Origin of the sequence: Flavobacterium nitratireducens, assembly GCF_029625335.1 — a bacterium.
In the GTDB taxonomy this organism is placed as follows: Bacteria; Bacteroidota; Bacteroidia; order Flavobacteriales; family Flavobacteriaceae; genus Flavobacterium; species Flavobacterium nitratireducens.
Genome location: NZ_CP121111.1, coordinates 1,730,017 through 1,755,835, shown reverse-complemented (window position 1 = coordinate 1,755,835; position 25,819 = coordinate 1,730,017). Strand labels below are relative to the sequence as shown.

Annotated in this window: 25 protein-coding genes and 1 tRNA gene; 18 read left to right on the top strand and 8 right to left on the bottom strand. The window is 33.8% G+C overall.

Going from position 1 to position 25,819, the window contains the following annotated elements; all coding sequences use genetic code 11:
• Positions 1 to 143: 143 nt before the first annotated feature.
• Positions 144 to 431, bottom strand: a complete 288-nt coding sequence (locus P5P90_RS08350; RefSeq protein ID WP_278034275.1) for a hypothetical protein — start codon at positions 429 to 431, stop codon at positions 144 to 146.
• A gap of 110 nt (positions 432 to 541) precedes the next feature.
• Between P5P90_RS08350 and P5P90_RS08345 the strand changes: the two genes are divergently transcribed.
• From P5P90_RS08345 to P5P90_RS08325, 5 genes are all read left to right on the top strand, one after another.
• Positions 542 to 1,120, top strand: coding sequence for an RNA polymerase sigma factor (locus P5P90_RS08345; RefSeq protein ID WP_278034274.1), 579 nt, complete (start codon positions 542 to 544; stop codon positions 1,118 to 1,120).
• Positions 1,121 to 1,129: 9 nt separating this feature from the next.
• Positions 1,130 to 1,855: a tetratricopeptide repeat protein gene (locus tag P5P90_RS08340; protein WP_278034273.1), complete on the top strand. Its 726-nt coding sequence runs from the start codon at positions 1,130 to 1,132 to the stop codon at positions 1,853 to 1,855.
• A 154-nt stretch (positions 1,856 to 2,009) separates the two neighbouring features.
• Positions 2,010 to 2,789, top strand: coding sequence for a TatD family hydrolase (locus P5P90_RS08335; protein ID WP_278034272.1), 780 nt, complete (start codon positions 2,010 to 2,012; stop codon positions 2,787 to 2,789).
• A 61-nt stretch (positions 2,790 to 2,850) separates the two neighbouring features.
• Complete coding sequence (locus P5P90_RS08330; RefSeq protein ID WP_278034271.1) at positions 2,851 to 3,993, top strand: 1-acyl-sn-glycerol-3-phosphate acyltransferase; 1,143 nt, start codon at positions 2,851 to 2,853, stop codon at positions 3,991 to 3,993.
• Positions 3,977 to 5,005: an asparaginase gene (locus P5P90_RS08325; protein WP_278034270.1), complete on the top strand. Its 1,029-nt coding sequence runs from the start codon at positions 3,977 to 3,979 to the stop codon at positions 5,003 to 5,005. The genes P5P90_RS08330 and P5P90_RS08325 overlap by 17 nt, the downstream gene beginning before the upstream one ends.
• Before the next feature lie 146 nt (positions 5,006 to 5,151).
• On the opposite strand, the gene P5P90_RS08320 is transcribed toward P5P90_RS08325, so the two are convergent.
• Positions 5,152 to 7,614, bottom strand: a complete 2,463-nt coding sequence (locus tag P5P90_RS08320; RefSeq protein WP_278034269.1) for a glycoside hydrolase family 3 C-terminal domain-containing protein — start codon at positions 7,612 to 7,614, stop codon at positions 5,152 to 5,154.
• 151 nt (positions 7,615 to 7,765) lie between these two features.
• Here P5P90_RS08320 and P5P90_RS08315 point away from each other — a divergent pair, with 151 nt between their 5' ends.
• Together P5P90_RS08315 and P5P90_RS08310 are read left to right on the top strand one after the other, a co-directional pair.
• The gene (locus tag P5P90_RS08315; RefSeq protein WP_278034268.1) at positions 7,766 to 8,512 is read left to right on the top strand and encodes an NUDIX hydrolase; all 747 of its coding nucleotides are present in this window, start codon (positions 7,766 to 7,768) and stop codon (positions 8,510 to 8,512) included.
• Positions 8,513 to 8,594: 82 nt separating this feature from the next.
• Positions 8,595 to 8,681 (top strand) — tRNA-Ser (locus P5P90_RS08310).
• Positions 8,682 to 8,914: 233 nt separating this feature from the next.
• Here P5P90_RS08310 and P5P90_RS14340 read toward each other — a convergent pair.
• From P5P90_RS14340 to P5P90_RS08300, 4 genes are all read right to left on the bottom strand, one after another.
• Complete coding sequence (locus P5P90_RS14340) at positions 8,915 to 9,403, bottom strand: DUF4982 domain-containing protein (protein WP_422851707.1); 489 nt, start codon at positions 9,401 to 9,403, stop codon at positions 8,915 to 8,917.
• A gap of 337 nt (positions 9,404 to 9,740) precedes the next feature.
• Positions 9,741 to 10,691 (bottom strand): glycoside hydrolase family 2 TIM barrel-domain containing protein, encoded by a 951-nt coding sequence (locus P5P90_RS14335; protein WP_422851736.1) that lies wholly within the window; start codon positions 10,689 to 10,691, stop codon positions 9,741 to 9,743.
• A gap of 228 nt (positions 10,692 to 10,919) precedes the next feature.
• On the bottom strand, positions 10,920 to 11,378 hold the full coding sequence (locus P5P90_RS14330) for a sugar-binding domain-containing protein (protein WP_422851706.1): 459 nt from the start codon (positions 11,376 to 11,378) through the stop codon (positions 10,920 to 10,922).
• Positions 11,379 to 11,601: 223 nt separating this feature from the next.
• Positions 11,602 to 12,600 (bottom strand): GntR family transcriptional regulator, encoded by a 999-nt coding sequence (locus tag P5P90_RS08300; protein ID WP_278034267.1) that lies wholly within the window; start codon positions 12,598 to 12,600, stop codon positions 11,602 to 11,604.
• A 177-nt stretch (positions 12,601 to 12,777) separates the two neighbouring features.
• Here P5P90_RS08300 and P5P90_RS08295 point away from each other — a divergent pair, with 177 nt between their 5' ends.
• The gene (locus P5P90_RS08295) at positions 12,778 to 13,029 is read left to right on the top strand and encodes a transposase (RefSeq protein ID WP_278034266.1); all 252 of its coding nucleotides are present in this window, start codon (positions 12,778 to 12,780) and stop codon (positions 13,027 to 13,029) included.
• 127 nt (positions 13,030 to 13,156) lie between these two features.
• Complete coding sequence (locus P5P90_RS08290; RefSeq protein ID WP_278034265.1) at positions 13,157 to 13,885, top strand: porin family protein; 729 nt, start codon at positions 13,157 to 13,159, stop codon at positions 13,883 to 13,885.
• Here the strand turns inward: P5P90_RS08290 and P5P90_RS08285 are convergent.
• Positions 13,880 to 14,092, bottom strand: coding sequence for a hypothetical protein (locus P5P90_RS08285; protein WP_278034264.1), 213 nt, complete (start codon positions 14,090 to 14,092; stop codon positions 13,880 to 13,882). The genes P5P90_RS08290 and P5P90_RS08285 overlap by 6 nt on opposite strands.
• Positions 14,093 to 14,651: 559 nt before the next feature.
• On the opposite strand from P5P90_RS08285, the gene P5P90_RS08280 reads away from it, so the two are divergent.
• The 3 genes from P5P90_RS08280 (at position 14,652) to P5P90_RS08270 (ending at position 18,734) form a co-directional block, all read left to right on the top strand.
• Positions 14,652 to 17,096, top strand: a complete 2,445-nt coding sequence (locus P5P90_RS08280) for a bifunctional UDP-N-acetylmuramoyl-tripeptide:D-alanyl-D-alanine ligase/alanine racemase (protein WP_278034263.1) — start codon at positions 14,652 to 14,654, stop codon at positions 17,094 to 17,096.
• Between the two features lie 85 nt (positions 17,097 to 17,181).
• On the top strand, positions 17,182 to 17,565 hold the full coding sequence (gene mscL, locus P5P90_RS08275; RefSeq protein ID WP_278034262.1) for a large conductance mechanosensitive channel protein MscL: 384 nt from the start codon (positions 17,182 to 17,184) through the stop codon (positions 17,563 to 17,565).
• A 173-nt stretch (positions 17,566 to 17,738) separates the two neighbouring features.
• The gene (locus P5P90_RS08270; RefSeq protein WP_278034261.1) at positions 17,739 to 18,734 is read left to right on the top strand and encodes an aspartate-semialdehyde dehydrogenase; all 996 of its coding nucleotides are present in this window, start codon (positions 17,739 to 17,741) and stop codon (positions 18,732 to 18,734) included.
• Between the two features lie 243 nt (positions 18,735 to 18,977).
• Here P5P90_RS08270 and P5P90_RS08265 read toward each other — a convergent pair whose 3' ends face one another.
• Positions 18,978 to 19,403: an SMI1/KNR4 family protein gene (locus P5P90_RS08265; protein WP_278034260.1), complete on the bottom strand. Its 426-nt coding sequence runs from the start codon at positions 19,401 to 19,403 to the stop codon at positions 18,978 to 18,980.
• A 213-nt stretch (positions 19,404 to 19,616) separates the two neighbouring features.
• Here P5P90_RS08265 and P5P90_RS08260 point away from each other — a divergent pair, with 213 nt between their 5' ends.
• The 6 genes from P5P90_RS08260 to P5P90_RS14180 all read left to right on the top strand — a co-directional run bounded on the left by P5P90_RS08260 (position 19,617) and on the right by P5P90_RS14180 (position 25,812).
• Positions 19,617 to 19,967 carry a hypothetical protein gene (locus tag P5P90_RS08260; protein WP_278034259.1) on the top strand — a complete coding sequence of 117 codons (351 nt, stop codon included), beginning with the start codon at positions 19,617 to 19,619 and terminating at the stop codon, positions 19,965 to 19,967.
• A gap of 199 nt (positions 19,968 to 20,166) precedes the next feature.
• On the top strand, positions 20,167 to 22,410 hold the full coding sequence (locus P5P90_RS08255) for a TonB-dependent receptor (protein ID WP_278034258.1): 2,244 nt from the start codon (positions 20,167 to 20,169) through the stop codon (positions 22,408 to 22,410).
• A 246-nt stretch (positions 22,411 to 22,656) separates the two neighbouring features.
• Positions 22,657 to 23,310 carry a flavin reductase family protein gene (locus tag P5P90_RS08250; RefSeq protein WP_278034257.1) on the top strand — a complete coding sequence of 218 codons (654 nt, stop codon included), beginning with the start codon at positions 22,657 to 22,659 and terminating at the stop codon, positions 23,308 to 23,310.
• Positions 23,303 to 24,772: a cryptochrome/deoxyribodipyrimidine photo-lyase family protein gene (locus tag P5P90_RS08245; RefSeq protein ID WP_278034256.1), complete on the top strand. Its 1,470-nt coding sequence runs from the start codon at positions 23,303 to 23,305 to the stop codon at positions 24,770 to 24,772. The genes P5P90_RS08250 and P5P90_RS08245 overlap by 8 nt, the downstream gene beginning before the upstream one ends.
• A gap of 85 nt (positions 24,773 to 24,857) precedes the next feature.
• Positions 24,858 to 25,004, top strand: coding sequence for a DUF2256 domain-containing protein (locus P5P90_RS08240; protein ID WP_278034255.1), 147 nt, complete (start codon positions 24,858 to 24,860; stop codon positions 25,002 to 25,004).
• The gene (locus tag P5P90_RS14180; protein WP_340696388.1) at positions 24,997 to 25,812 is read left to right on the top strand and encodes a cryptochrome/photolyase family protein; all 816 of its coding nucleotides are present in this window, start codon (positions 24,997 to 24,999) and stop codon (positions 25,810 to 25,812) included. The genes P5P90_RS08240 and P5P90_RS14180 overlap by 8 nt, the downstream gene beginning before the upstream one ends.
• The last annotated feature ends 7 nt before the right edge of the window (positions 25,813 to 25,819 follow it).

Below are 25,819 nucleotides of genomic sequence, written 5' to 3'. Positions count from 1 at the left end.
CTATTGGTATATCAACAAGGTTTAAAAATTGTTACCCTAGTATTTTAATTTTTTTTCAAAAGGATTTTTTTTCAATGTTTAAGAGCGTTTATATTGCTATATCAATAGGAGTTTCGAATTGTTACCCCTTTTTTTTTATTTTTTTATACTTCTAAACATTTTTCTTCAAATACATTTCCGTCTTCATCAATTGCAATAAGGATTTCTTTTTTAGGGATATGTGTTAGTGTACAGTAGATCCAGACGATTGACCAAATACCAATGGTGAGAATAAAAAGACTTAGGTGTAAATTGTGATTAATCTTTTTTTGTTCTTTTGTTAATACAACATACGGCAATTTGCTATTGTATTCAGTGATTATAAAGCCTGCTTTTACTTTTTTTGAAAGTTTCTTTGAAAATTTTTGAGAGGAATAAGTACTGATTTCCATGAATTCTAAATTTTGATTTTTTATATATCCAATTGGTTCTGCAAATGTTACCTGTGTACTTCCTAATTATTTCAGGATTCTTTTTTACATTAGCATATAAATTTTTTACTATGTCAAAAAATGTATTGCATCCTGATCAATATCTAATAGAAGGATTGGCGAATAATGATTCGGCAATTATTCGGTCTATTTATAAGAAGTTTGTTCCAAAAGTGGTTTCTTATATCAGGAACAACTCTGGCGATGAAGATCAGGCACAAGATGTGATTCAGGAAATCATGATTTTGTTATTCAATCAGGCTAAAGCCAAACAATTGCAATTGACTTGTCCTTTTGATGCCTACTTTTTTTTGTTATGTAAAAGAAGATGGTTAAATGAGCTTAAAAAAAGTTCTAATAAAGGGGTAACAATTTCCGAGGATTTTACATCTACTAATGAACCCACAGAAGAAATGGTGGCGCAAACAGAAGTCTTTGAAGAAAAGCAACAACTGTTTGATGCAATGTTTCAGCGATTAGGCGAAAAATGTCAGGAAGTTTTAAGGTTGAGTTTTACTTTAAAATCCATGGAAGAAGTTGCCGAGAAACTCAATGTAAGTTATGCTTATGTTCGAAAGAAAAAATCGCTATGCACAGGCCAGCTGACACAATGGATTCAAGAACATAGTAGTTTTAAATCATTAAAATAGTAAGGAGCCATGAAAGACGAGAAATACATCTTATTCGACCAATATTTGCAAGGCGAATTATCTGGGGAAGCACGCTTGAATTTTGAACAACAACTTTCAGAAAACAAAGAACTAGTCTCGGAATTTGAGACTTTCAAAGAAGTTCAATTGCAATTAGCAACCAAATTTGATTTTGCTGTAGATAGAGATACTTTCGAAGCTAATTTGAAAAAGATTTCAGAGGAACATTTTAAGCCTAAAAAAGCGAAGGTGATTTCAATGCAAACCTGGACGTATTTAGTTGCGGCTTCTGTGGTATTGTTGTTCGGATTGTTTTTGTTTAATCCTGATTCGAAACCCAGTTTTGAAGAGTACAATCAATATGAAACCGCTTATTTGAGCGAAAGAGGAGCGGTAATCGAAAGTTTGAAACCAGCCGAAGCAGCATTTAATGCTAAAGATTATAAAAAGGCTATTCCCCTTTTTGAATCTATTTTAAAAACAAATAAAACGGCCGAAATACAGTATTTTTATGCCGTTTCTTTGTTAGAAAATAACCAAATCAAGCAAGCCGAAGCGGAGTTTAATGCGTTGAAATCAGGAAATTCAATTTACAAAAATAAAGCGATTTATGGTTTAGCTTTAGCCAAATTAAAACAGAAAGACTATAAAGGATGCAAAGAAATCTTAGTAACTATTCCATCCGATTATGAAAACTACGATAAGGTTCAGGAGTTGTTAGATAAGCTGGATTAAACAGAAGATTCAAATTACTAAGGCACAAAAGAGTAAGGATATTTTACACTTTTGTGCCTTTTTTTGGTTTAAAATGATTTTTAAATAAAAAAAACGGCTCTTTTGTGTTGATTTCTTATAAAACTTTAGAACTTTGCGCTTTTAAAAATTACCATTGGAAACTAAATTAATTATTACCGATACGCATACCCATTTGTACAGCGAAGAATTTGATCAGGATAGAGACGAAATGATGCATAGAGCTTTTGAAGCTGGAGTAACACGTTTTTTTATTCCCGCTATCGATTCGGCTTATACCGTTGCTATGTACGATTTGGAACAAAAATATCCTGAAAATATTTTTCTGATGACTGGAGTGCATCCTACGCATGTGAAAGAGAATTATGAAGAGGAGTTGCAACATGTAGAAGCAGAATTAGCAAAGCGAAAATTCTATGCTATTGGCGAAATTGGAATTGATTTGTATTGGGATAAAACCCATCTGAAAGAACAACAAATCGCTTTTAAAAGGCAGATTCAACTTTCTAAAAAATACCAATTACCTATTGTTATCCATTGTCGTGATGCTTTTGATGAAGTTTTTGCCGTTTTAGAAGAAGAAAAATCAACTGATTTATTTGGGATTTTTCATTGTTTTTCGGGTACTTATGAGCAGGCTTTACAGGCTTTGTCTTATAATATGAAATTAGGAATAGGAGGAGTGGTAACTTTTAAGAATGGTAAGATTGACCAATTTTTACATCAAATAGATTTAAAACATATCGTTTTAGAGACAGATGCTCCTTATTTAGCACCAGTTCCTTTTAGAGGGAAAAGAAACGAAAGTAGTTATTTAGTCAATGTAATTGATAAATTATCACAGATTTACGGTGTTTCTGGGGAAGAGATTGCGAGAATAACTACTGAAAATTCGAAAGCAATTTTTGGGATTTAATGTAGAATTCGCTAAAATATAATATTTTTTTTGTTCATTTGTTTTTCTAACTAATACCAAAATGCAAAAGTTTGACGAGATTCGGCCTTATTATGATTCCGAAATAAATAAAGCCCTAAAAGGAGTGATTCATCATCCGATGTTAAAGTCATTGATGAATTTTTCTTTTCCTGATGTAGCCGATGAGGTTTGGAAAGAACAATTAATGAAGACACATTCCATTCGTGATTTTCAATGTAATTTTATCTATCAATCGGTTCAAAAAGTCTTAGAAAAAAGTTCTGAAGGCTTATCGACTTCAGGTTTCGAACATTTAGAACCTAATACTTCGTATTTGTTTATCTCTAATCATCGAGATATTTTACTAGATACCACTTTGTTAAATGCTACTTTATTTGAGCATGATTTAGTGATGACGGCTTCTGCCATTGGAGATAATTTGGTAAAACAGCCTTTTTTACATGTTTTAGCCAAATTGAATCGAAATTTTTTGGTTCAAAGAGGTCTAGGGCCAAGAGAAATGTTGCAAAGTTCGAAGACGTTGTCTGAATACATCAATCAATTGTTATTGCACGAAAATCGTTCGGTTTGGATTGCGCAACGCGAGGGAAGAACTAAAGACGGAAATGATGCGACCAATCCTGGAGTATTAAAAATGATTGGAATGGCATCAGACGAAGCGAATTTGATGGATTATTTTAAAAAAGTAAAGATTGTTCCCGTTTCTATTTCCTATGAATACGATCCTACTGACGCTTTAAAAATGCCACAATTATTAGCCGAAGCGAATAATGAAGTGTATGTAAAGCAGGAAAATGAGGATTTTATGACCATATTGAGTGGTGCTCTTGGGCAAAAGAAACGCATTTATATTCACATTGGAAAAGTTTTAGATACTGAAATTGATGCTATTGTTGCCGAAAACGACAATGTGAATAAACAGATTCAGGCTTTGGCACAAGTCATTGACGATTCGATTTTGACCAGCTATAAATTGTGGCCAACTAATTATATAGCTTACGATATCTTGAATAATACTGATAAGTATTCGAATCAATATACTGAGGATGAAAAGGCTGTTTTTGTTCGTAGATTAGAAAAACGAATTGACGCTTCAAATCCTATTGCCTTTCAGGGAATATTGGCTATGTACGCTAATCCGGTGGTCAATAAATTGAAATATACCCATGAACTCAAGGACTAAAATTCTTTTAATTTACACTGGGGGAACCATTGGAATGCGCAAGGATTTAAAAACCGGAGCGCTAAAGGTTTTCAACTTTAGTAAATTATTACAAAGAATTCCTGAGTTGAAACAATTGGATTGTGAGATAGAAACCATTTCGTTTCATAATCCAATTGATTCTTCAAATATGAAACCCGAGAAATGGACTGAAATTGCTTCAATCATTGCTTCTAATTATTCCGAATTTGATGGATTTGTGGTGCTTCACGGTTCGGATACCATGTCGTATACAGCTTCAGCTTTGAGCTTTATGCTCGAAAATTTGTCAAAACCAGTTGTTTTAACGGGTTCGCAACTACCTATTGGTGATTTACGCACCGATGCTAAAGAAAATCTCATAACAGCAATCCAAATTGCTTCTTTACAGCAAAATAATAAATCTGTAATTACCGAAGTCTGTCTTTATTTCGAATATAAATTGTATCGCGGTAATCGAACTACAAAGATAAATGCTGAGCATTTTAATGCTTTTGCTTCACCCAATTATCCGGCCTTGATAGAGTCGGGAGTTTATTTAAATTTGAAGTCCGAATTATTTTTAGCCCATAATCCGGCTATGGATTTAATTGTACATAAGGATTTAGATACTAATGTAGTGATCTTAAAATTGTTTCCCGGGATAAATAAAAATGTCCTCTCTGCTATTATTGGAATTCCAAACCTGAGAGGAATTGTATTAGAGACCTACGGTTCCGGAAATGCAACTACTGAAGACTGGTTTTTGAATTTAATCGAAAAAGCCATTGCTAAGGGTTTGCATATTGTGAATGTAAGCCAATGTACCAGCGGAAGTGTCAATATGGGGCAATATGAGGTGAGTTCTGCCTTGAAGCAAATAGGAGTGATTTCAGGAAAAGATATTACTACCGAGGCTGCGATTACCAAATTGATGTATCTGTTGAGTCAAAATATTCCTTTTGGCGACTTTCAGACTGTGTTTGAAACTTCACTAAGAGGAGAAATGTCATAAAAAATGCAATTTGGTTTTTCTAACTCATTTTTTTTTAGGACCAGATAATAGAAAACAAAAACGCTTTAAACCAATGATTTAAAGCGTTTTTGTTTTTAATTTATTCTTAAGTCAATCAATATATTTGACTGCTGTTGTAGTTGGTGTTAATTTCTCAAATCTGAAAATTGACTATCAGCAGCAAATGCAGAATGTGTTTTTTCTACTATTAATTCTTTAGCTAAAGAAAAATTTGCTGATTGTTTGATGTCTAATGATGAGGTGCCTATAGTTACATTGTAATTTCCCGCTTCAGCTATCCAAGCATTTTTTTTAGTAATAAATGATGCTAATTCTTTAGGATTCAATGTTAAAGTTAATGTTTGACTTTCTCCAGGTTGTAATACCTTTGTTTTAGCAAATGCTTTTAATTCTGATGTTGGTTTGTCAATTGTTTTTGAAGGAGCGCTAAGATATAATTGAACCACTTCTTTACCAGCTATTTTACCATTATTTTTTACTGTAACCGTAATATTCATTTTATTTTCAAATGTGTTTGAACTTAATTTAATATCCGAAACGTCAAATGAAGTGTACGACAATCCAAATCCAAATTCATAGGATGGTTTTAATTTAAATGTTGTAAAATAACGATAACCTACGTATATACCTTCCTCGTAGTTTACACTTGTTGGGTTTTCAGCCGGAGTTCCAATCCAGTTTTTAGCAGAAGGAGTATCTTCATATTTTACAGGAAATGTCATGGTTAATTTTCCAGAAGGATTTGTTTTTCCTGTGATAACATCAGCTACTGAATTTCCGCCCTCTTGTCCTGGTTGCCAAGGTAAAAGAATTGCATCTGCTTTATTTTTCCAACTTGCGGTTTCAATAACACCTCCTATATTAAGAACAACTATAACTTTTTTGCCTTGAGAATGAAAAGCTTCAGAAACATTGTCAATTAATTTAATTTCATCATCAGCCAAATTAAAATCTCCATCAATTATACGGTCAGCACCTTCACCAGCATTTCTACCAATTGTTATTAATGCAATTTCGGAAGATTGTGCTTTCTTTTGGATGATTTCTTTGTTTAGGTCTAATTCTAAAATACGCTTAGGGGTTGCCAATAGACCACCTTCCTTTTCACGTCGTTCCATTTCTTTTGCTTTTTGAACGGATGTGTATGGTTTGTACAAATCTTCTAATTCTTTGTCAATTGATAAACCGGCATTGTTTAATCCATCTATAAGTGTAACAGTATATGCTTCGTTAACATCTCCACTTCCGGTACCTCCTGAAATAAAATCATAAGAAGTTATTCCAAATACAGCAATTGGTGTTGCTTTTGAAGTAAATGGTAATGTGTTACCTTCATTTTTTAATAAAATTGTTCCCTCTGCTGCAGCTTGTCTTGTTACTTCTGCATTGGCTTTTAAATTAGGTTTTTCGGAATATTTATAATTATTCATAGAGGGTGATTTTAATGCCAATTCTAATATTCGTGTTAAATTGGTTTCAATCACTTTTGCAGATAATTTGCCATTTCTCATGTTTTCCAAAATAGCCTCTTTCTGGTTATTTGTTCCAGGCATTAATAAATCATTGCCTGCTGATAATTGTGCCGTAACATCACTCACATTTCCTTTTGTAAATGGAGATGATAAACTGTTAAACCCTCCAAACCAATCTGTCATTACCAAACCTTTGAAACCCCATTCATTTCTTAAAATAGTGGTTAATAAATCTTGTCTTTGAGAAGTATAATTTCCATTTACTAAATTGTAGGAAGACATAATTGTCCATGGTTGAGCTTCTTTGACAGCAATTTCAAACCCCCTGAGGTATATTTCACGTAGGGCTCTTTCGCTTATATGTGCATTGATGCCCATACGGTTGCGTTCTTGGTTATTGGCAACAAAATGTTTAACAGAAGTCCCTACACCATTAGATTGAATTCCGTTTACAATTGCTGCTGCTATTTTTCCAGTTAGGATTGGGTCTTCAGAATAGTACTCAAAATTTCTGCCACATAATGGATTTCTATGAATATTCATGCCTGGGCCAAGTAAAACATCCACACCATATTCTTTCACCTCGTTTCCGATTGCTTGTCCTACACTGTTGATTAATTCTGTATTCCAAGTAGAGGCCAATGAAGTACCAACAGGAAATGCAGTAGCGTAGTAGCTATTAGAATCATTATCTCTTTTCGGATTTATTCTCAAACCAGCAGGTCCATCAGAGACAACAACTGTAGGGATTCCCAAACGTTTTAAATCATAAGTTCCTCCAGCTGCTCCGGGAACTTTTCCTTGAAAACCTCCAGAGACAAATTTTAAAGTTTCTACATCAAAACCTGGCATTCCAATTCCAATCAGCATATTTGCTTTTTCTTCAGCTGTCATCTGTTTGATTATATCTTTAATCCTATCCTGTATAGGTAGACGGTAATCTTCATAGGGATCTAATTTTCCATTTTTGTTTAAATCTGCAAAATTATGACCATCTATAGTTAATGTAGGGTAATGATTAGTTTCTGGATAAGGATTTGTCCATGAAATACCTGAGAAAGCTACTGCAGACAATACTGTCACTTTTGCTATTTTGGTAATAATAGTTTTTTTCATTTTTTTAGTTGATTTAGTTTATTGCTTCATTATGAAGCAATATTAATCTTTTATTTTATATTTACAAAAAAAACATGCAGCAATTTTAATATTTTCAGATAGTTATGGTTTAATGTAAAGCAATTTCTATTTTTGTAGGGAAATAATTTATATGGATTTTAAAAGAAGGTTAGAAGAAAGATCAAATGAGGCATGGGAGAAGTATATTCCAAATTTGTCTGTTGATTGTGTTGTTTTTGGGTTTCATGATGCCCAGTTAAAAGTTTTAGTTATAAAAGTAAAAGATAAAGATGTTTGGCAACTTCCGGGAAGTTATGTATTGAAGAAAGAAAATCTAAATGAAGCAGCTATTCGGATATTGTTTGAGCGTACAGGTGCCTCGGATATTTATTTGCAACAATTTAGGGTATTTGGTGATTTAAATCGTAACCAGGGTTTCTTTGATGAATTGTCAGATGACATATGGAATAAACAACGTTTTATAACGATAGGTTTTTATGCTTTAGTTGATTATACTCAAGTGAATTTGGTTGAGGATGAATTTTCAGAAGTTTGTGAATGGAAATCCTTGGATGAATTACCGGTCTTAATGATGGATCATCGTGAGATTCTCGATACAGCATTAATCACACTTCGTAGACAGTTAAATTATAAGCCTATTGGATATAATTTATTGCCTGAAAAATTTACAATGCCTGAACTTCAAAAGCTTTATGAAATTATTTTAGATAAAAAACTGAATCGTGGTAATTTTTATAGAAAAATACTTCGATATGATATACTTGAAAAATTAGATGAAATTAGGAAAGGTGGAGCTCATAAAGCTCCAGACTTATACCGTTTTGATGTGAACAAATATCAATTAGCACTAAAAAAAGGACTAAATGAAGGTTGGTAGTTTGAGATGAAATTTAGCAGTAATTATTATTTGAATTTACTTTTCTGACTCATTTTTTTTCTTGTTATTTGCAAACCGAAATAGAGAGGTGTCCGAGTGGTTGAAGGAGCAAGCCTGGAAAGTTTGTATATGGGTAACTGTATCGAGGGTTCGAATCCCTTTCTCTCTGCTGATTTAAATTCTAAAAGGCATCAAAACCTCGAAAATCATAGTGTTTTCGAGGTTTTTTGTTTTCACCGTGTCCCGTCCTGAAATAACGATACACAAAAAATGGATATGCAAATTAGTGTTATAAAAGTTGGTCTATATAAAAAACCATAAAACTCACGTAAAGAGTTTTATGGTTTTGAAATTTAAATTATTGAAGGATATAATTTTGAATAGATTAAAGGATATCGATTTCTAATTTGTAGATTTTATGTTAATAATGCCTGGTTGAAGTCCATTTCCGGAAACTTTTAATGTTATAGTGCCTACTTTTTTAGTAGCTTTCACTAAGACTATCAGTTTTCCACTGAAAAGTTTCATAGTGTTTTTGTGAAACATTTCAGTTGAGGTAGCATCACCATTACAAGCAGCTCTATAGGTTCCTGCGCCATTTACTTCAAACTTCAATTGGTTATCCGCAAGAGGACAAGGAATACCATTTTTATCCACAACAGAAACAGTAACAAATGAAATATCTTCTCCATCTGCTTTTATGGTTTTACGGTCTGGAGTAAGAACAATTTTGTATGGCGTACCGGCTGTACGGATTTCGCTTTCAGCAGCCGATTTGCCATTCGAATCAAAAGCAACAACTTTTAGGGTTCCTGGTTCGTATTTTACATCATTCCACATCAAACGATATCTGTTTTGTGGAGTTGCATTGTTCTTTTTTTGGATGCCCATACTTTTACCATTCACAAAAATTCGGCGCTATCATAGCTGGTATAGACAAAAACAGGAGTAATTTCGCCTTCTCTTCCTTTCCAGTTCCAATGGGGTAAAATATGTACTGTTTTATCGGTAGTTTTCCATCTGCTTCTGTACAGGTAAAAGCGATCTTTTGGAAGACCAGCTAAGTCCGAAATTCCAAAATAAGAACTTCTGGAGGGCCATTTTTCATCATAAGGAGTAGGTTCTCCTAAGTAATCAAACCCAGTCCATACAAATTCACCAATAACCCAAGGTTTGTCATCCTGTAATACAAAATCCTCATCGGGTACATTAGACCAGCTACAGGCTTCTAAATCGTAAGAGGAACATTGTAAATCATCGTATTGTTTGTTTTTAATTGTTGTACAGGGAATTTGTAAACACCTCTTGAACTAACTGTAGAAGCGGTTTCTGATCCTAAAATGAAACCTTGTGGGAAAGCCTTATGAGCGTCCTCGTATAGATAAACTCTATAATTTAGCCCAGGTATATCAAGTAAAGAGCCAAATCCTGAGGCCATAGTTTGCTTAACTTGATCCATTCCTACTGTTACAGGACGTGTTGGGTCTTCTCTATGAAAAATATCTTGTAAAAATTTTACTCTTTTTAGTCCTTCGGCACCATATTGATCTGGGACTTCATTTCCAGAACTCCACATGACAATACATGGATGATTTCGGGTAGCTCGTACTAAATTAACAATGTCCTTTTCTGCATATTCTTCAAAGAAACGGTGGTATCCATTTTTTACTTTTGGCTTTGCCCATTCGTCAAAACTTTCAGCCAAGAATAGAAATCCCATTTCATCGGCTAGTTCTAATTGTTCAAAAGAAGGCATATTGTGCGAACTGCGAATCGCATTACAGCCCATATCTTTTAAGATGGTTAGCTGTCTTTTTAAGGCTGCTTTATTAACTGCTGCACCAAGTGGTCCTAAGTCATGATGAAGACAAACACCTTTGAATTTAATAGTCTTTCCATTTAAACTGAATCCGGTTTGAGGTTCGTATTTGATAGAACGTATTCCTAATTTTGTAATTTCTTCGTCTTTTAGCTTTCCATCACTAGAAATTAATTGGGTAACGGCGGTGTAAATATAAGGGGTTTCAGGACTCCATAAATGTGGATTATTGACATTAATCGTTTGCTCAAATTTTCCATCGATAGATTGTGGACTTTTAGCTGTTGCTACTATATTTTTTTTAGCGTCTTTTATAATTGTTACCATAGAACAATTTGTTCCATTCGCATTGGTTTTAATATTTACAGTTGCTAAGTTGTTATTTACTAAAGGTGTAGTGATAAAAGTGCTCCATTGGTCAAAACTTTCAGTATCTTTTACAATGATGCTTACTTTTCTGTAAAGTCCGGCGCCCGGATACCATCTTGAAGAATAAGGCTGGTTAGTCAGTTTTACGGCTAAAACATTTTCTGACCCAATTTTGATTTCATTTGTGATATCTATATAAAAATAGCTGTAGCCATAGCCTCATTGGCCTATTTTTTTTCCGTTTAAATAAATTTCAGGTTCACTCATGGCACCATCGAAAACAAGAAGTGCTTTTTTTCCTTGTTGGAATTGAGGGAGTGTAAATGTTTTACGATACCAGCCCGAACCTATATGCGGTAATGCACCTGTTCGACCCGTTTTTTCAGTGGCGACTTTTTCACCATTTTGTTCTATGGCTGTAACTTGTATGTCCCATTTTTTGTCAAAGGGACCGTAAATAGCCCAATCGTGGGGTACGCTAACGGTTTCCCATTGAGAGTCATTGAAGTTAATTGAGGAGGCATCTTCTTGTATATCCTTAGTAAATTTCCAATTCTCAGTAAGTAGTATTGTATTACGGCTATTTTTGAATGTTTTTTGCGCTAAAGCGCTTAATGATAAAAATCCTGTAAAAAAAAGTATTGTTGCAATTTTTACATTCATGTTTTGTATTCTCATTTTATATTTTTTTGAATTCGTTTTTGCATTAAAAGTAAAAACTTTTTTAATAAAATAATCCTGTAACTTGTTTCTTGTAATATTTGTTTAAAGGTATAAATATGCGGGTTTTGCATTTTACCAAAAAAAACAGTAAAATGTGTATTGCAACAAATTTAAGTGGTTTTGATTTTCTGTCTATCCTGTAATGACCTGTATGCTCGGGGTACAATTCTTTAGAGAATTACAAAGACCCCCTCACTATAAGACTGCTTTTATTTTCTATTTGTTCCTTTTTGTGATTGAGGATTAATTCGGCCAGGATGCGTCCCATTTCGTTAAAATCGGTAGATATGGTTGTGATTCCTTCGGCAACCACTTTTTTTAGCGGGGTATCATTGTAAGAGATGATGCCTACGTCCTGACCGATGAGTAATTTTTGTTTTTTAGACTGCTCAATCACATTTACCAGATGGCGATCATCGGGGATGATGTAAAGATCTCCTTTTTGGATTTCGTTATTTTCAAAATTAGAGATGATGTCGTAATGCAATTGATGCTTTTTGCAAAACTCGATAAAGCCATCCCTCATCCCGATAGGTTGTTTGTAACTGGAGAAAATCAAGATTAGTTTTTTGTATTTCTCAATTTTGTTTTTGCCCGATTCTAAGGCGTTATAGGTGTCTTTAAAGTGGTTTTGATGTACCGAAGGATAATCTTTTAGTTCCAAATTAGTTTGGTCCAGAATAAATACATCTTCTTCGGGTAATGTTTTGATTACCGATGCGGCATTGACCAAATTGGTGGGCATAATAATGTATTTAGAGTAATTTCCATTATTATCTTGAATGAGTTTCTTAAAGACTTCAGGGTTAAAATAATGGAAAAAAATATCGATTTCGGCATTGCGATTCATCGTTTCCATAAAGGAATTGTAAAGATCTTCCTTAAAGGCGTTTAATTCGTCGAATAATAAGAAAATGCGTTGTTCAAAACTAAAATCTTCACTTTTTACATAATAGCCTTTGCCTAATATAGCATAAATAATTCCTCTTTTTTTAAGTTCGTCATAAGCTAATAAAACAGTATCTCTCGAAATTCCGAATTCAAGCGATACTTTGTTTACAGAGGGAAGTTTATCACCTCTTTTTAATCGTTTTTCTGCAATTGAAATTTCGACAGATACAATAATCTGTTTGTATTTAGGGAGATTTTGTCTTTTGTTGATGGCGATTATTTTCATGAGAAAATTTTAAGGCAATAAATATATTAAAAATAACCGGTATATAGTGGTATGGTTTCTGAAAGTATTTTTTTGAGTTTCCCTTTAACTGAAAGTTGGATTTACTTGCTAAGTAGAATTGTGGACGTGCTAACTTAGCCATCACATAAAGTTAAGAAATAATCTTAATTTTAACCTATGAAACAAGTCCGCAAAATTTATGACAAAGCTTTTAAAGAAAAAGCCGTTCAATTGAGTTATGAGAGAACAAATGTATCAGAACTCTCCAGAGAGTTGGGAATCACAGCACCACAGTTGTATAAATGGCGTAAAGAGTTCGAGGAATTTGGAGAAGGAAGTTTTCCTGGGAAAGGAAATTTAAAACTCACTCCCGAGCAAGAAAAAATTCACGAACTAGAGAAGAGGTTTAGCCGAATTAAGAGGTCTTGAAAGAGGAATCAGAGGAAATCAAAATTAATATCATAAAAAGGAGCAATTTTTTTGCTCCTTTTTTGTTTAAATAGTGTTACTGTTCTATTCTAAAACAGTTAATTTTACATTACTAAATTTAGACTCAATGAATCTATTTCTCAGCCCATTTAAAGAAAAATTATTTTTTAGTATTTTGTTGGTATTACCTTTTCTCAGTGCTTTTGCACAGGAAGAAATAACTAAGCCGGAATTACAAGAAATAAAAGTAGATTCTTTATATAGAGAAGACCAGTTCTACTTTGCTTTTACTTATAATACTTTGCAGCAAAAACCGGTAGGACTAAAACAGCAAAAGTTCTCCATAGGATTGTCGGGTGGTTTTTTGAGAGATATGCCCATCAATAAAAACAGAACCAAAGCTTTTGCAACGGGAGTCGGTTTGAGTTTAAATAACTACAATCAAAATTTAGCAATTACTGGAACTGCTCAGGAGGCAAATTATGCCATTATGGACTCTCAAACGAGTTTTGATAAAAATAAATTTACCCAATTATTAATTGATGTTCCATTGGAGTTCAGGTGGCGAACATCCACGTATGAAAGTTATAAATTTTGGCGAATTTATGGAGGTGTCAAATTAAGCTACCTTGCCTATAGTAAGTCGGTTTTGAATGATAGTCAAGGTAAAACGCTCATTGCTAATAATAATGATTTTAATAAATTCTTGTACGGTTTATACCTTTCGGCGGGTTACAATACCTTTAATGTATATGCTTATTACGGTTTAAATCCTATTTTAAAAAACCTAAGTATCGAAGGCGAAAAAGCGAAGATGAACACGATGAATGTTGGGGTTATTTTTTACATTTTATAACCATAAGTACATCAAAAGTATCTGAGGTATACTTCCTGCTAGTACACCCATCGTCAATTCTTTTGGAGTATGTGCATTCATAATTAATCGCGAAGAAGCAACTAAACCATTCGTAATTACTAAAAAAATAGTGGTTAGCGTGCTAGTCGTTTGGTAATGCATACTCAATCCAAAAACAAAAAAAGTCAAAGCACTAATTCCTATCATATGCAAACTTGCTTTTTTATTGGCAAATAATAAAATCAAGGCAATGAGAGTACTGATTAAGGCACCAAGAAAAAAAAATGCAGTTCGGGATAGCGTTCAACGGTGATGCTTTTTTTTACTAGCAGAATCAGTAAAAAAGATTGGATTACTAATGGGAACTTTCTTTCGGATAATTCATGAGCCATGATGGAGCTTATTCGGCCAGTAGACTTTAGTAGAAAAAAAAGAGTATAGGAATAACAAATGTAATCACAGCTACCTCAAGTAAAACCAAAGATTTTTCTTTGTTGATAACATACGAATCTTCTGGAAACAAATAGAACAGCGTGGCATATATGGGGATAAATACCGGGTGAAAAATATAGGAGAAAAAAGGGAGTGTTTTTTTTAGCATGGTTCTAGGGCTTGGATATACAAATATAAGCAAACTTAGAAATCTTATTTGTGTAGGTTTTTAGATTTCATCGAACTCATTTTTTAATCTGTATTTCTATGGGTTCATTTTAAAAAGAAGTCTTATTTTTGAAGAAGTATTTTGCCATAACTCTATTTCGATTTCATGAATCTAACCATAAATAATGTAATAGCAATTTTAGATGCTCAATGGTTTGGACAACATCCAGAAGCCTGTATTGATAGTATTTCTATTGATAGTAGATCATTACAAAATAGCGAACACAGCTTGTTTTTTGCATTAATTGGACCTAACAATGATGCTCATCATTATATTCAAGAACTAATTTCAATTGGAGTTCAGCATTTTGTGGTAAGTTACATACCGGAAGCTTGTGCCGCTAAAGCCAATTTTTTAGTTGTTAAAAATACCTTAGAGGCCTTACAGCAATTGGCCGCTTATTACCGTAGTCTTTTTCATTTTCCAATTATTGGTTTGACGGGAAGCAACGGAAAAACAATCGTAAAAGAATGGCTTAATTTTTTGTTGAGTCCCGATTATAATGTAATTCGTAGTCCTAAGAGTTATAATTCACAAGTAGGAGTACCGTTATCGGTGGTGGCGATTAATGAAAAACACAATTTGGGAATTTTTGAAGCGGGAATTTCTACCGTTAACGAAATGGACAAATTAGAAAAAATCATCAAACCCAATATTGGTGTTCTGACGAATATCGGTTCCTCTCACGATGAAGGTTTTTCTAATTTAGATGAAAAAATCAAAGAAAAAATGCAGCTTTTTAACGATGCTGAAGTTTTGATTTATCCTAAAAGTGCTGATATTGAGAAATATATAAATCAAAATACAAAAGCTTTTTCATGGAGTTTTAAAGACGAAACGGCCGATGTTTTTGTGACTAAAAAAGTAGTTTCCAATCGTGAAACTACTTTGGAATACCAATTCAAAGGCAAGAGTTACGAATTAAAAATTCCATTTGTAGATAAGGCTTCTATAGAAAATGCAGTGTCGAGTTTGTTAGTCTTATTGCATTTTGAATATGAAATAGAGGTGATTCAATCGCGTATGGAAATGCTTTTTCCAGTCCAAATGCGATTGGAAGTTAAAAACGGAATCAACAATTGCAGTATCATTGATGATAGTTATAGTTCCGATTATCAGTCGTTGAAGATTGCGCTGGATGTTTTGGAAAGTCAAAATCAATACGACAAGAAAACGGTAATTCTATCGGATATTTTTCAAAGCGGTTTTCCTAACGAACAATTGTATGCCAAAGTGGCCAAACTGATTGTTTCAAACAAAATCAATCGAGTAATTGGAATTGGCGAAACCATTTCGGAATTCAAAGAGCAATTTTCAAATTGTATTACCTTTAAAAATACAGCCGAATTTATAGCCAATTTTGAAAAACTGGATTTTTCTAACGAAAGTATTCTTATTAAGGGAGCGCGTTCGTTTCAGTTTGAAGAAATTGTGACTTTGCTCGAAGAGAAAACCCACGAAACAGTCTTGGAAATCAATCTGAATGCACTAAGTTATAATTTGAATTTCTTTAAATCCAAGTTACAACCAAAAGTAAAAATCATGGTTATGGTCAAGGCTTTTGGGTATGGAAATGGCGGATTGGAAATAGCCAAATTGCTAGAGCATCACAAAGTAGATTATTTAGGCGTGGCTTTTGCCGATGAAGGAATTTCATTGAAAAACGGCGGAATCAAATTGCCTATTATGGTTTTAAATCCCGAAAGCACTAGTTTTTCGGCGATTATTCAATATGGTTTAGAGCCTGAAATTTATAGTTTAAAAGGTTTGCATGCCTTTTTAAAAATTGCCAAACAAAAGAATTTGCAACATTTTCCAATTCATATTAAAGTGGATACCGGAATGCATCGTTTGGGATTTGAAGAAAATACTGTGGACGAATTGATTGCTACCCTAAAAGGAAATTCAACTGTTAAGGTGCAAAGTATTTTGTCGCATATGGCCACCAGTGATGATGTGAATCATCATGATTTTGCACTGTCGCAAATTCGACTTTTCGATAAATTATCTTCAAAAATTATCAATGAATTAGGAATTAGTCCTATTCGTCATATTTTGAATACTTCGGGAATTTCTAATTTCAAGGAAGCACAGTTTGATATGGTGCGGTTGGGAATTGGATTGTACGGAGTGTCTAATGATGAAAACGAACAGAAATATTTGGAGAATGTGGGAACCTTAAAATCTATTATTTCTCAAATCCGAGTGATTCCTGCGGGTGATAGCGTGGGTTACGGGCGACGATTTATGGCGGAGAAAACGACAAAAGTGGCTACCATCCCCATTGGTTATGCCGATGGGATTTCTAGATCTTGGGGGAACGGAGTGGGTTTTGTAACGATTAAAGAACAAAAAGCGGCTATCCTAGGAAGTGTTTGTATGGATATGCTCATGGTCGATGTAAACGAAATTGATTGTTTGGAAGGGGATGATGTGATTATTTTTGGCGAAAGCCCAACGGTTTCACTTATGGCTAAAAAGTTAAATACGATTCCTTATGAGATCCTTACGAGTATTTCACAAAGGGTAAAACGAGTATTTTATCGTTAGTTTTTTTAATTGATGCTTTTTCTTCCTAAAAAAAGTTTAATTTAGTTACTTTAACTGAAGCTTAATTGTAAAAAACAAATTCAGTATGGGAATGATTTCAGAGTTTAAGGCCTTTGCTATGAAAGGTAACGTAGTCGATTTGGCAATCGGGGTTATCATTGGTGGCGCTTTCGGTAAAATTGTTAGTTCGTTTATTGACGATGTAATTACACCGTTATTATTAAAACCTGCTCTCGAAGCAGCAAGCTTGACCAAAATTGAGGAGTTAACCATTTTTGGTGGTGTAAAATACGGTTTGTTTCTTTCGGCGGTTATTAATTTTGTAATCGTTGCCTTTGTGTTGTTTATTCTTGTAAAAGCAATCAATGCTACTAAAAAGAAAGAAGAAGCTGCTCCTGCACCTGCGGCTCCAGCTGGTCCAACTCAGGAAGAATTATTGGCTGAAATTAGAGATTTATTGAAAAAGTAAACCGCTTCACTATATGTTTAACTAAACCATCCGCCACAGCGGATGGTTTTTCTTTTTTTGTTATATTTATAACTTTTTGTTATTTTTTGTGAATCGTCTTGTTTTCCTTTGAATATTAATTACTTTTGCAATTCGAAATTTGAAATGAATACAATTATAAAGATATATAACTTATGAAAATAGCAGTTGTAGGTGCAACCGGAATGGTTGGAGAAGTAATGTTACAAGTATTAGCTGAAAGAAATTTTGTTAAAGCAAATGACGAATTAATTCTTGTGGCTTCTGAGCGTTCAGTAGGAAAAGAAATGGAGTTTCAAGGGAAAACATACAAAGTAGTAGGATTAGCTACTGCTGTGGATATGAAACCGGAAATTGCTTTATTCTCAGCTGGTGGAGATACTTCATTAGAATGGGCACCAAAATTTGCTGCAGTAGGAACTACTGTTGTAGATAACTCGTCAGCTTGGAGAATGGATGCAACTAAAAAATTAATTGTTCCTGAAATCAACGCGAACCAATTAACAAAAGAAGATAAAATCATCGCTAACCCAAACTGTTCTACAATTCAAATGGTTTTGGCTTTGGCACCTTTGCATAAAAAATACAACATCAAACGTGTTATTGTTTCTACTTACCAATCAATCACTGGAACAGGTGTGAAAGCTGTAAAACAGTTAGAAAACGAATACGCAGGAATTGACGGAGATATGGCTTACAAATACCAAATCCACCGTAATGCAATTCCACAATGTGATGTTTTTGAAGATAATGGATATACTAAAGAAGAGATGAAATTAGTTCGTGAGACTAAAAAAATCTTAAGTGATAACTCAATTGCCGTTACAGCTACTGCTGTTCGTGTGCCAATCGTAGGTGGACACTCTGAGGCGGTAAACGTAGAGTTCTCAAATGATTTTGATATCAACGAAGTAAGAAGCATCTTAGAAAGTACAGAAGGTGTTATTGTTCAAGATAACTTAAAAGAATTTGAATACCCAATGCCATTATTTGCTCAAGGTAAAAACGAAGTATTTGTTGGTCGTTTAAGAAGAGACGAATCACAACCAAATACGTTGAACATGTGGATTGTTGCTGATAACTTAAGAAAAGGTGCTGCCACTAACACCATACAAATCGCTGAATATTTAGTAGCAAACAATTTAGTGTAAGTACTATATCATCATAAATAGAAAAGCTTCTCGAAATTTTTTGAGAAGCTTTTTTTATGTAGGAACAGAGTTTAAATCCGTCTATCAGGTTCTATATTCACACAATCTTGTCTTTGTGAGCGCAACTAAGCAATCTCATACAGCTTCTCACAAAATATTTTTTTTACTCATTGTTGCGGGCTCAGAATATAATTCTGCGCTAATGTTTGTGTATATCTGCGCGATCTGGTAAAAGTAGCTGAATTAATCAAACCAACCTTTTCCTGTATCTAGTCTATTTAGGAATTCCGTAAAATCTTTTCCAATATTAATATTGTACTCTGTGTCAAGGTCAATCGGAGTCAAAACTATTTGATTATTGTCAGTTTTATTAAATTCCATTGCAATAATTTCTGAGTTTCCATTTGAGCCAATTCCAATTGTGTTCAGCATATACTTTTGAATCTCATATGACTTATTGAATTCGATTAATTCTTCAGCCTCCCAAAGTTTTACATATTCTACATTAATAAAATCTTCAAAAGCTGAGTATTTTTGAAGGAAGTATTTATAATCATCTGGGAGTTTAATTTCAAAATACTTTTCAATGGACTGAATTGTAGCTTCATATTCAAAAGCTTTTTTCTGAAAATTATATTTGGTTAATAATATTTCAAGTCTGTTTTTCATAGAGAGCCAAATGAATTGTCTATAGCTTATTATATATGTCTTGTAAAATCAGTCTAATATACCCGATTTAGGGGATAGTTCTGAATACGAATTGTTTTTAATTAAATCCAAATATATTAAAATATTCTTACAAATTAATTCTAAGGTTATATAGTTGTTAAGAGCAGAGAAGGTATTAGGAATTTTTAATTTCAGCACTTACCTTTGCATCTCATGAAAAGAAAGCAAATTATATATAGTGTTACGCTGGTGGCGGGGGTATTGTTCTCAATACTGTTTCAGTCTTTTCACAGCTATGAACATTTAGAAAAACAGCTTTCGCATACGGTTTGTCATCACAAGACTACCCAAAACAAAAACGAAATTACCCATCAGCACAAGGTTTTTGAGCAATGTGAGGTATGTCATTTTGCTTTTAGTAGTTTTGTACAAACACAAATAGCTAACTATCATTTCTTCGTTGATTACAAAGAAATCCCTTTCTTTAGTAAAGAACAGCGATCTATTGTTTCTTTTCCGGGCAGCTTGTATGCCCATCGTGGCCCGCCTGCAAGTATTGTTTAATTACAGACTTTATTATTACTATTAAAATCATTTGTTTTTACCATTAAGAAGTTAAGAGAATTAAGTCATAATCTTAATAAATCGTAATCCCTTAATGGTTTAAAATAGTACAATGGTTTTGTAAACTAATTAAATCAATTCTATTTCCTTTTCTTCTATTGTTGTTCAATCAGGAGGAAATAAACAATACATTCTTTCAATGAAAAAATATATCATTGCCCTATTTTTAGGGTTATCGGCTATGGTGCAAGCCCAAAATACACTTTCAGGAACGGTTACCGATGAGGCGCAACAACCTATTATTGGTGTTTCGGTTTACATTTCAGAATTACATAAAGGCACCATCACAGATGCTAACGGAAATTATAGTTTTAAAAATTTACCCAATGGGAATTTCCGAATCGCTTTTAGCTACATGGGCTATAAAACTCTCAATCAATGGGTCGATAAACTAAACAAACAAACCCGATTGAATATTCAATTGCAAAGTGCCGTTTTGGAAATAGATGAGGTAATTGTGTCTACACCTTTCAATAAAATGCAATCGCAAAACGTAATGAAAGTAGAACACGAAAGCATAAATAGTTTAAAACAAAAAGGAACGGCTACCTTAATTGAAGGTCTGGCTACGATTCCAGGAGTTTCACAGATTTCAACAGGAACTTCAATAGGGAAACCGGTTATTCGTGGTTTGAGTGCCAATCGAGTTTTAGTGTATTCTCAAGGGGTTCGTTTAGAAAATCAGCAATTTGGAGGCGAACACGGTTTGGGTTTAAATGATGCTGGTGTGGAAAGCGTTGAGGTTATTAAAGGTCCGGCTTCTTTGTTGTACGGTTCGGATGCAATGGGTGGTGTTTTGTTTTTTAACCCTGAAAAATTTGCCGATGCTCACACTTTTAAGGCAAACGTGAATCAACGTTATTTTAGCAATACATTGGGTAGTAATGCCTCTGTAGGACTAAAAACATCAACAGATAATTGGAAGTTTTTGGCAAGAGGAACCTACAATACTCATTCGGACTATAAGATGCCAAATGGTGATCGTGTGACCAATACCCGTTATAATGAAACCGACTTTATAACCGGCGTTGCTTATAATAATACTACATTTTCAACGGTATTGCGATACAACTTTAACAAATTGGATTTAGGTATTCCAGAAGAAGGAATAGCAGAACAAACTATAAGTAAGCGTCCTGATTTTCCAAGCCAAGGGGTAGATAATCATTTGTTGAGTTTGAATAATGTGATCTATTTTGGTAATTCTAAATTAGATTTCGATTTAGGTTTTATTTCAAATAATCGAAAAGAATTTGAGGATAGTAATGTTGCTTCTTTAGATATGTTGTTGAATACCTATAATTACAATTTGAAGTATCATTTGCCTAAAAAAGGAAATTTTGAAACTATTTTAGGAGTGCAAGGAATGCATCAAACAAATAAAAATAGAGGAGAAGAGTATTTAATTCCAGATGCAACTACTAATGATTTTGGTGTTTTTGGTACAGTAAATTATGAATGGAGTACTAATGTATTACAGGCAGGATTGCGTTTTGATAATCGTAATTTAAATTCATTGGCTCATGAAGCCGAAGAACACGAGGAAGAAGAAGTTGGTGAAAAACACGAACATCATGGTGGTGATTTTGAAGCCTTGAGTAGGTCGTTTAATAGTTTTAATGCTTCTTTGGGGTATAAAACAAATCTTTCGGAACCATTGGTTTTGAGAGTGAATGTGGCTTCAGGATTTAGAGTACCAAATTTAGCCGAATTGACTTCAAATGGTGTGCATCATGGAACCAATCGTTTTGAAGAAGGAAATAGTGAATTGAAAAATGAACAAAATATTCAGACCGATTTGAATTTAGAATATCAAAATCAACATTTTGAGTTTTTTATAAATGGATTTTACAATCATATCGATAATTACATTTACGCGGCTCCTAATGGCGAAGTGATTGATGATACAAATGTTTTTGCTTATGTGCAAGACAATGCCCGTTTGTATGGAGGCGAAATAGGTTTGCATATTCATCCTCATCCACTGGATTGGTTGCATTATGAAACCAGTTTTGAAACGGTAACCGCTAAGAAACAAAATGGTGATTATTTGCCTTTAATTCCAGCTAACAAATGGAATAATACACTTCGTACTGAATTTAAAATCAAAAATTGGTTGGAAGAAGGTTTTGCTTCTTTTAATGTAAATACAACTTTTGATCAAAATAATGTTAGTGGTTTTGAAACGGCTACTAATGGTTATACCCTAATTAATTTAGGTTTAGGAGGAAAAGTAAAGCTGGGAAACAAAGCTTTTGATGTGAATTTGAATGCGAATAATCTATTCGATAAAAAATACATTGCACATCTTTCTCGATTAAAAACCGATGGTATTCCTAATATCGGTAGAAACATTGTTTTAGGACTCAATTTTAATTTGTAATTTTTATAAGTTCAAAGCTTAGTTAGCTTTTTAGCTAATAATAGATCAGTTTTAAACCATTAAGTTGTTAAGAATCATTGAGTTTTCTGCTCCTTTTTCTTAATTTCTTAATGGTTTTCTTGTTTGTTGACTTTTAGATAAAAGTTTTGTTTTTGTAATTTTGTTTAGTAAATTTATAAAAAGTTTAAACAAAATATAAATTGTTTTTGTTTACTCGGATTAGGAATTATTAACAACAGCAAGATCATGCAAAAACATTTTACAACGGAACGATTAGAATCTTTAGAAAAAGCTTACAGAACACATTTGATCAATAGTTTAGGAGGATTTAAGAGTGTTGCTTTGATTGGAACGATTAGTAAATCAGAGGTGACTAATTTGGCGATTTTTAGTTCCATTTTTCATATTGGAGCGCATCCTCCATTAATTGCAATGATCTTTAGGCCTAGTCCACCCGAGAGAAATACCCTTAGCAATATTCTGGAAACGGGTTATTATACTATCAATCACATAAACGAAAGTATCTACAAACAGGCGCATCAAACTTCTGCGCGTTACGATGAGGATATTTCAGAATTTGAGGTAACAGGTTTAGAAGCAGAATTTAAGAATGGTTTTTTTGCACCGTTTGTTAAGCAAAGTCATATTCAGATTGCTGTTCTTTTTAAAGAGAAAATAGATATTGCTATCAATAATACTTCAATGGTAATTGGAGAAATCACTGAGATTTATGTACCCGAAAATTGCATTAGTGACGATGGGTTTTTGGACATTGAAAAAGCAAATACAATTACCTGTTCTGGTTTGGATAGCTACCATAAGACAGTGCGTCTCGACCGATTAAGTTATGCTAAGCCTAATAAACCGCTAAGTTCCTTATCCATAAATTGTTGTGATTAAAAAAGAAATCAATATAGTTTGGTTTAAAAGAGATCTTCGTTTTGTTGATAACGAAGCGCTTTTTGCTGCTCATCATGCAGGTTTGCCTCTTTTGTTGGTTTATTTTTTTGAACCCTCTGTAATGAATTATCCCGATTCCGATGTTCGTCATTGGCGGTTTGTGTATGAGTCACTCAAAGAATTACAACAACGTTTAGCTGCTCACAAGGCTACAGTTTATTTTTTTCATTCCGAAGTACAGCCCGTTTTGGAGCAATTACTTCTTCGTTACGATATTAAAACGGTTTTTTCGCATCAGGAAATTGGAAACAAACTCACTTTTGATAGGGACGTAACTATAAAAGCTTTTTTTGAACAACATGGAATTGCTTGGAAAGAATCACAATTGCATGGTGTAATCCGAAAATTAAAATCAAGAATTGATTGGGAGAAAAGATGGGAAAAAGTAATGCGTGATGAGCCTAAAATAGTGGCAGAATCTGCACTGAATTTGGAAACAATAGAGGAATCTTTTTATCAATCGCTTAAAGGCGAAACACTTCCAGAATCGATTACCACTAGGAATACTAATTTTCAGCAAGGAGGAGAATATTGGGCTTGGCGCTATTTGGATAGTTTTGTAAAAAAACGATACGTTAATTACAGCAAACATATTTCTAAACCTGCCTTAAGTAGAAGTTCTTGTAGTCGTTTGTCTCCTTATTTGGCCTATGGCAATATTAGTATGCGAATGGTTTACCAATATACGAATCAACATTATAGTGAGTCGACTAACAAAAGAGCGCTTCGCAATTTTATTTCTCGTTTGCACTGGCATTGTCATTTTATGCAAAAATTTGAAGACGAATGCAGCATGGAATTTCAAAATCTTAATTCGGCATACGATAGTTTGATAAAGCCTAGAAACGAGAACTATATCAAAGCCTGGCAGGAAGGTAAAACAGGTGTTCCTATTGTAGATGCCTGTATGCGTTGTTTGGTCACAACAGGATATATCAACTTTAGAATGCGGGCCATGGTGGTTTCCTTTTTTACTTTTAATTTATGGCAAGACTGGCGAGAATTGCATTTTCTAGCAAGGCAATTTCTGGATTATGAACCAGGGATTCATTATCCGCAAATTCAAATGCAATCTGGAACGACAGGAATTAATACCATCCGTATTTACAATCCTATTAAAAATTCGGAAGATCATGATCCAGAAGGAGAATTTATCAAAAAATGGGTCCCTGAGTTGGTCGAAATACCATCGAGTTTAATTCATGAACCATGGAAATTGAATCCCATAGAACAACAATTGTATCGATGTGAGATAGGGACAGATTATCCAGCACCTATTGTTAATATTGAAGAAACAAGAAAGCAAGCGAGCGACATTGTGTGGAGTTTTCGAAAGAAAGACGAGGTCAAAGAAGAGGCTAAACGCATTTTGAAGAAACATGTAAAACAAAAGTCCTCTTGATGATTAGCCCACTTTTCGGATTTTCAGGAACTTTTTGTGGGTTTGAATTTCGATTCTGCTATCGTTAAATAAAAACAATTGTCAAATGAAAGGGGTTAAGAAACAACATCTTCCTAGTAAAATTTGCGTAAGCTGTAATAGACCTTTCGCATGGCGAAAGAAATGGGAAAAAGATTGGGAGCAAGTAAAATACTGTAGTACAAAATGCAGAAGCCAGAAAAATCATGAGTAAAACATTACGATTAGTGCTTGGAGATCAGTTAAATAGTCGTCATTCTTGGTTTAAGAATCAGGAGGATGGGGTTGTTTATGTAATGATGGAATTGCGTTCAGAAACCGATTATGTGCAACATCATATTCAAAAAGTAGTGGGATTTTTTGCTGCTATGAAGGCGTTTTATCTTGATTTACAAGCTAAAGGACAAAAAGTGTTGTATATTCATTTGAATGATGTATCTAATAAACAATCGTTTCAAAAGAATATTCAACTCTTAATTGAGGAGCATCAATTTACGCATTTTGAATACCAGCAACCTGATGAATATCGAGTAGATGAATTGTTAAAAGCATGTTGTCAGGCTATTACGATTTCTAGTACTATGGTTGATACCGAACATTTCTATACCACTCGATTTGAATTGGCTGAATTCTTCGAAGGCAAGAAAGTGTACTTGATGGAGAACTTTTATAGAATGCTGAGAAAAAAACATCATGTGCTCATGCAAGGAGGGCAACCACTTACAGGAAAGTGGAATTATGATAGTGATAACCGAAAGAAATTGCCAAAAAATCATAAGCCCACGCCACCATTGGTATTTTGTAATGATGTTTCGGCTATTGTTGATGAAGTAAACGAAGCAAACATAAAAACTATTGGGACAATTGATGCTAAAAATTTTTTTGGCCCATCACTCGAGCACAATCATTGCAATTGTTGGATTTTTTTCTTGCCGAATGTTTGCCACTGTTTGGTAGTTATCAAGACGCGATGCTTCCTAATGAATGGTCTCTATATCATTCTAGGCTTTCCTTTGCATTGAACGTAAA

Excerpts from the sequence above, each read along its gene's own strand:
- P5P90_RS08350 (WP_278034275.1), bottom strand. The coding sequence starts at position 431 with ATGGAAATCAGTACTTATTCCTCTCAAAAATTTTCAAAGAAACTTTCA.
- P5P90_RS08345 (WP_278034274.1), top strand. The coding sequence starts at position 542 with ATGTCAAAAAATGTATTGCATCCTGATCAATATCTAATAGAAGGATTG.
- P5P90_RS08340 (WP_278034273.1), top strand. The coding sequence starts at position 1,130 with ATGAAAGACGAGAAATACATCTTATTCGACCAATATTTGCAAGGCGAA.
- P5P90_RS08330 (WP_278034271.1), top strand. The coding sequence starts at position 2,851 with ATGCAAAAGTTTGACGAGATTCGGCCTTATTATGATTCCGAAATAAAT.
- P5P90_RS08325 (WP_278034270.1), top strand. The coding sequence starts at position 3,977 with ATGAACTCAAGGACTAAAATTCTTTTAATTTACACTGGGGGAACCATT.
- P5P90_RS08320 (WP_278034269.1), bottom strand. The coding sequence starts at position 7,614 with ATGAAAAAAACTATTATTACCAAAATAGCAAAAGTGACAGTATTGTCT.
- P5P90_RS08315 (WP_278034268.1), top strand. The coding sequence starts at position 7,766 with ATGGATTTTAAAAGAAGGTTAGAAGAAAGATCAAATGAGGCATGGGAG.
- P5P90_RS14340 (WP_422851707.1), bottom strand. The coding sequence starts at position 9,403 with ATGGGCATCCAAAAAAAGAACAATGCAACTCCACAAAACAGATATCGT.
- P5P90_RS14330 (WP_422851706.1), bottom strand. The coding sequence starts at position 11,378 with ATGAGAATACAAAACATGAATGTAAAAATTGCAACAATACTTTTTTTT.
- P5P90_RS08300 (WP_278034267.1), bottom strand. The coding sequence starts at position 12,600 with ATGAAAATAATCGCCATCAACAAAAGACAAAATCTCCCTAAATACAAA.
- P5P90_RS08295 (WP_278034266.1), top strand. The coding sequence starts at position 12,778 with ATGAAACAAGTCCGCAAAATTTATGACAAAGCTTTTAAAGAAAAAGCC.
- P5P90_RS08290 (WP_278034265.1), top strand. The coding sequence starts at position 13,157 with ATGAATCTATTTCTCAGCCCATTTAAAGAAAAATTATTTTTTAGTATT.
- P5P90_RS08285 (WP_278034264.1), bottom strand. The coding sequence starts at position 14,092 with ATGATAGGAATTAGTGCTTTGACTTTTTTTGTTTTTGGATTGAGTATG.
- P5P90_RS08280 (WP_278034263.1), top strand. The coding sequence starts at position 14,652 with ATGAATCTAACCATAAATAATGTAATAGCAATTTTAGATGCTCAATGG.
- mscL (WP_278034262.1), top strand. The coding sequence starts at position 17,182 with ATGGGAATGATTTCAGAGTTTAAGGCCTTTGCTATGAAAGGTAACGTA.
- P5P90_RS08270 (WP_278034261.1), top strand. The coding sequence starts at position 17,739 with ATGAAAATAGCAGTTGTAGGTGCAACCGGAATGGTTGGAGAAGTAATG.
- P5P90_RS08265 (WP_278034260.1), bottom strand. The coding sequence starts at position 19,403 with ATGAAAAACAGACTTGAAATATTATTAACCAAATATAATTTTCAGAAA.
- P5P90_RS08260 (WP_278034259.1), top strand. The coding sequence starts at position 19,617 with ATGAAAAGAAAGCAAATTATATATAGTGTTACGCTGGTGGCGGGGGTA.
- P5P90_RS08255 (WP_278034258.1), top strand. The coding sequence starts at position 20,167 with ATGAAAAAATATATCATTGCCCTATTTTTAGGGTTATCGGCTATGGTG.
- P5P90_RS08250 (WP_278034257.1), top strand. The coding sequence starts at position 22,657 with ATGCAAAAACATTTTACAACGGAACGATTAGAATCTTTAGAAAAAGCT.
- P5P90_RS08240 (WP_278034255.1), top strand. The coding sequence starts at position 24,858 with ATGAAAGGGGTTAAGAAACAACATCTTCCTAGTAAAATTTGCGTAAGC.
- P5P90_RS14180 (WP_340696388.1), top strand. The coding sequence starts at position 24,997 with ATGAGTAAAACATTACGATTAGTGCTTGGAGATCAGTTAAATAGTCGT.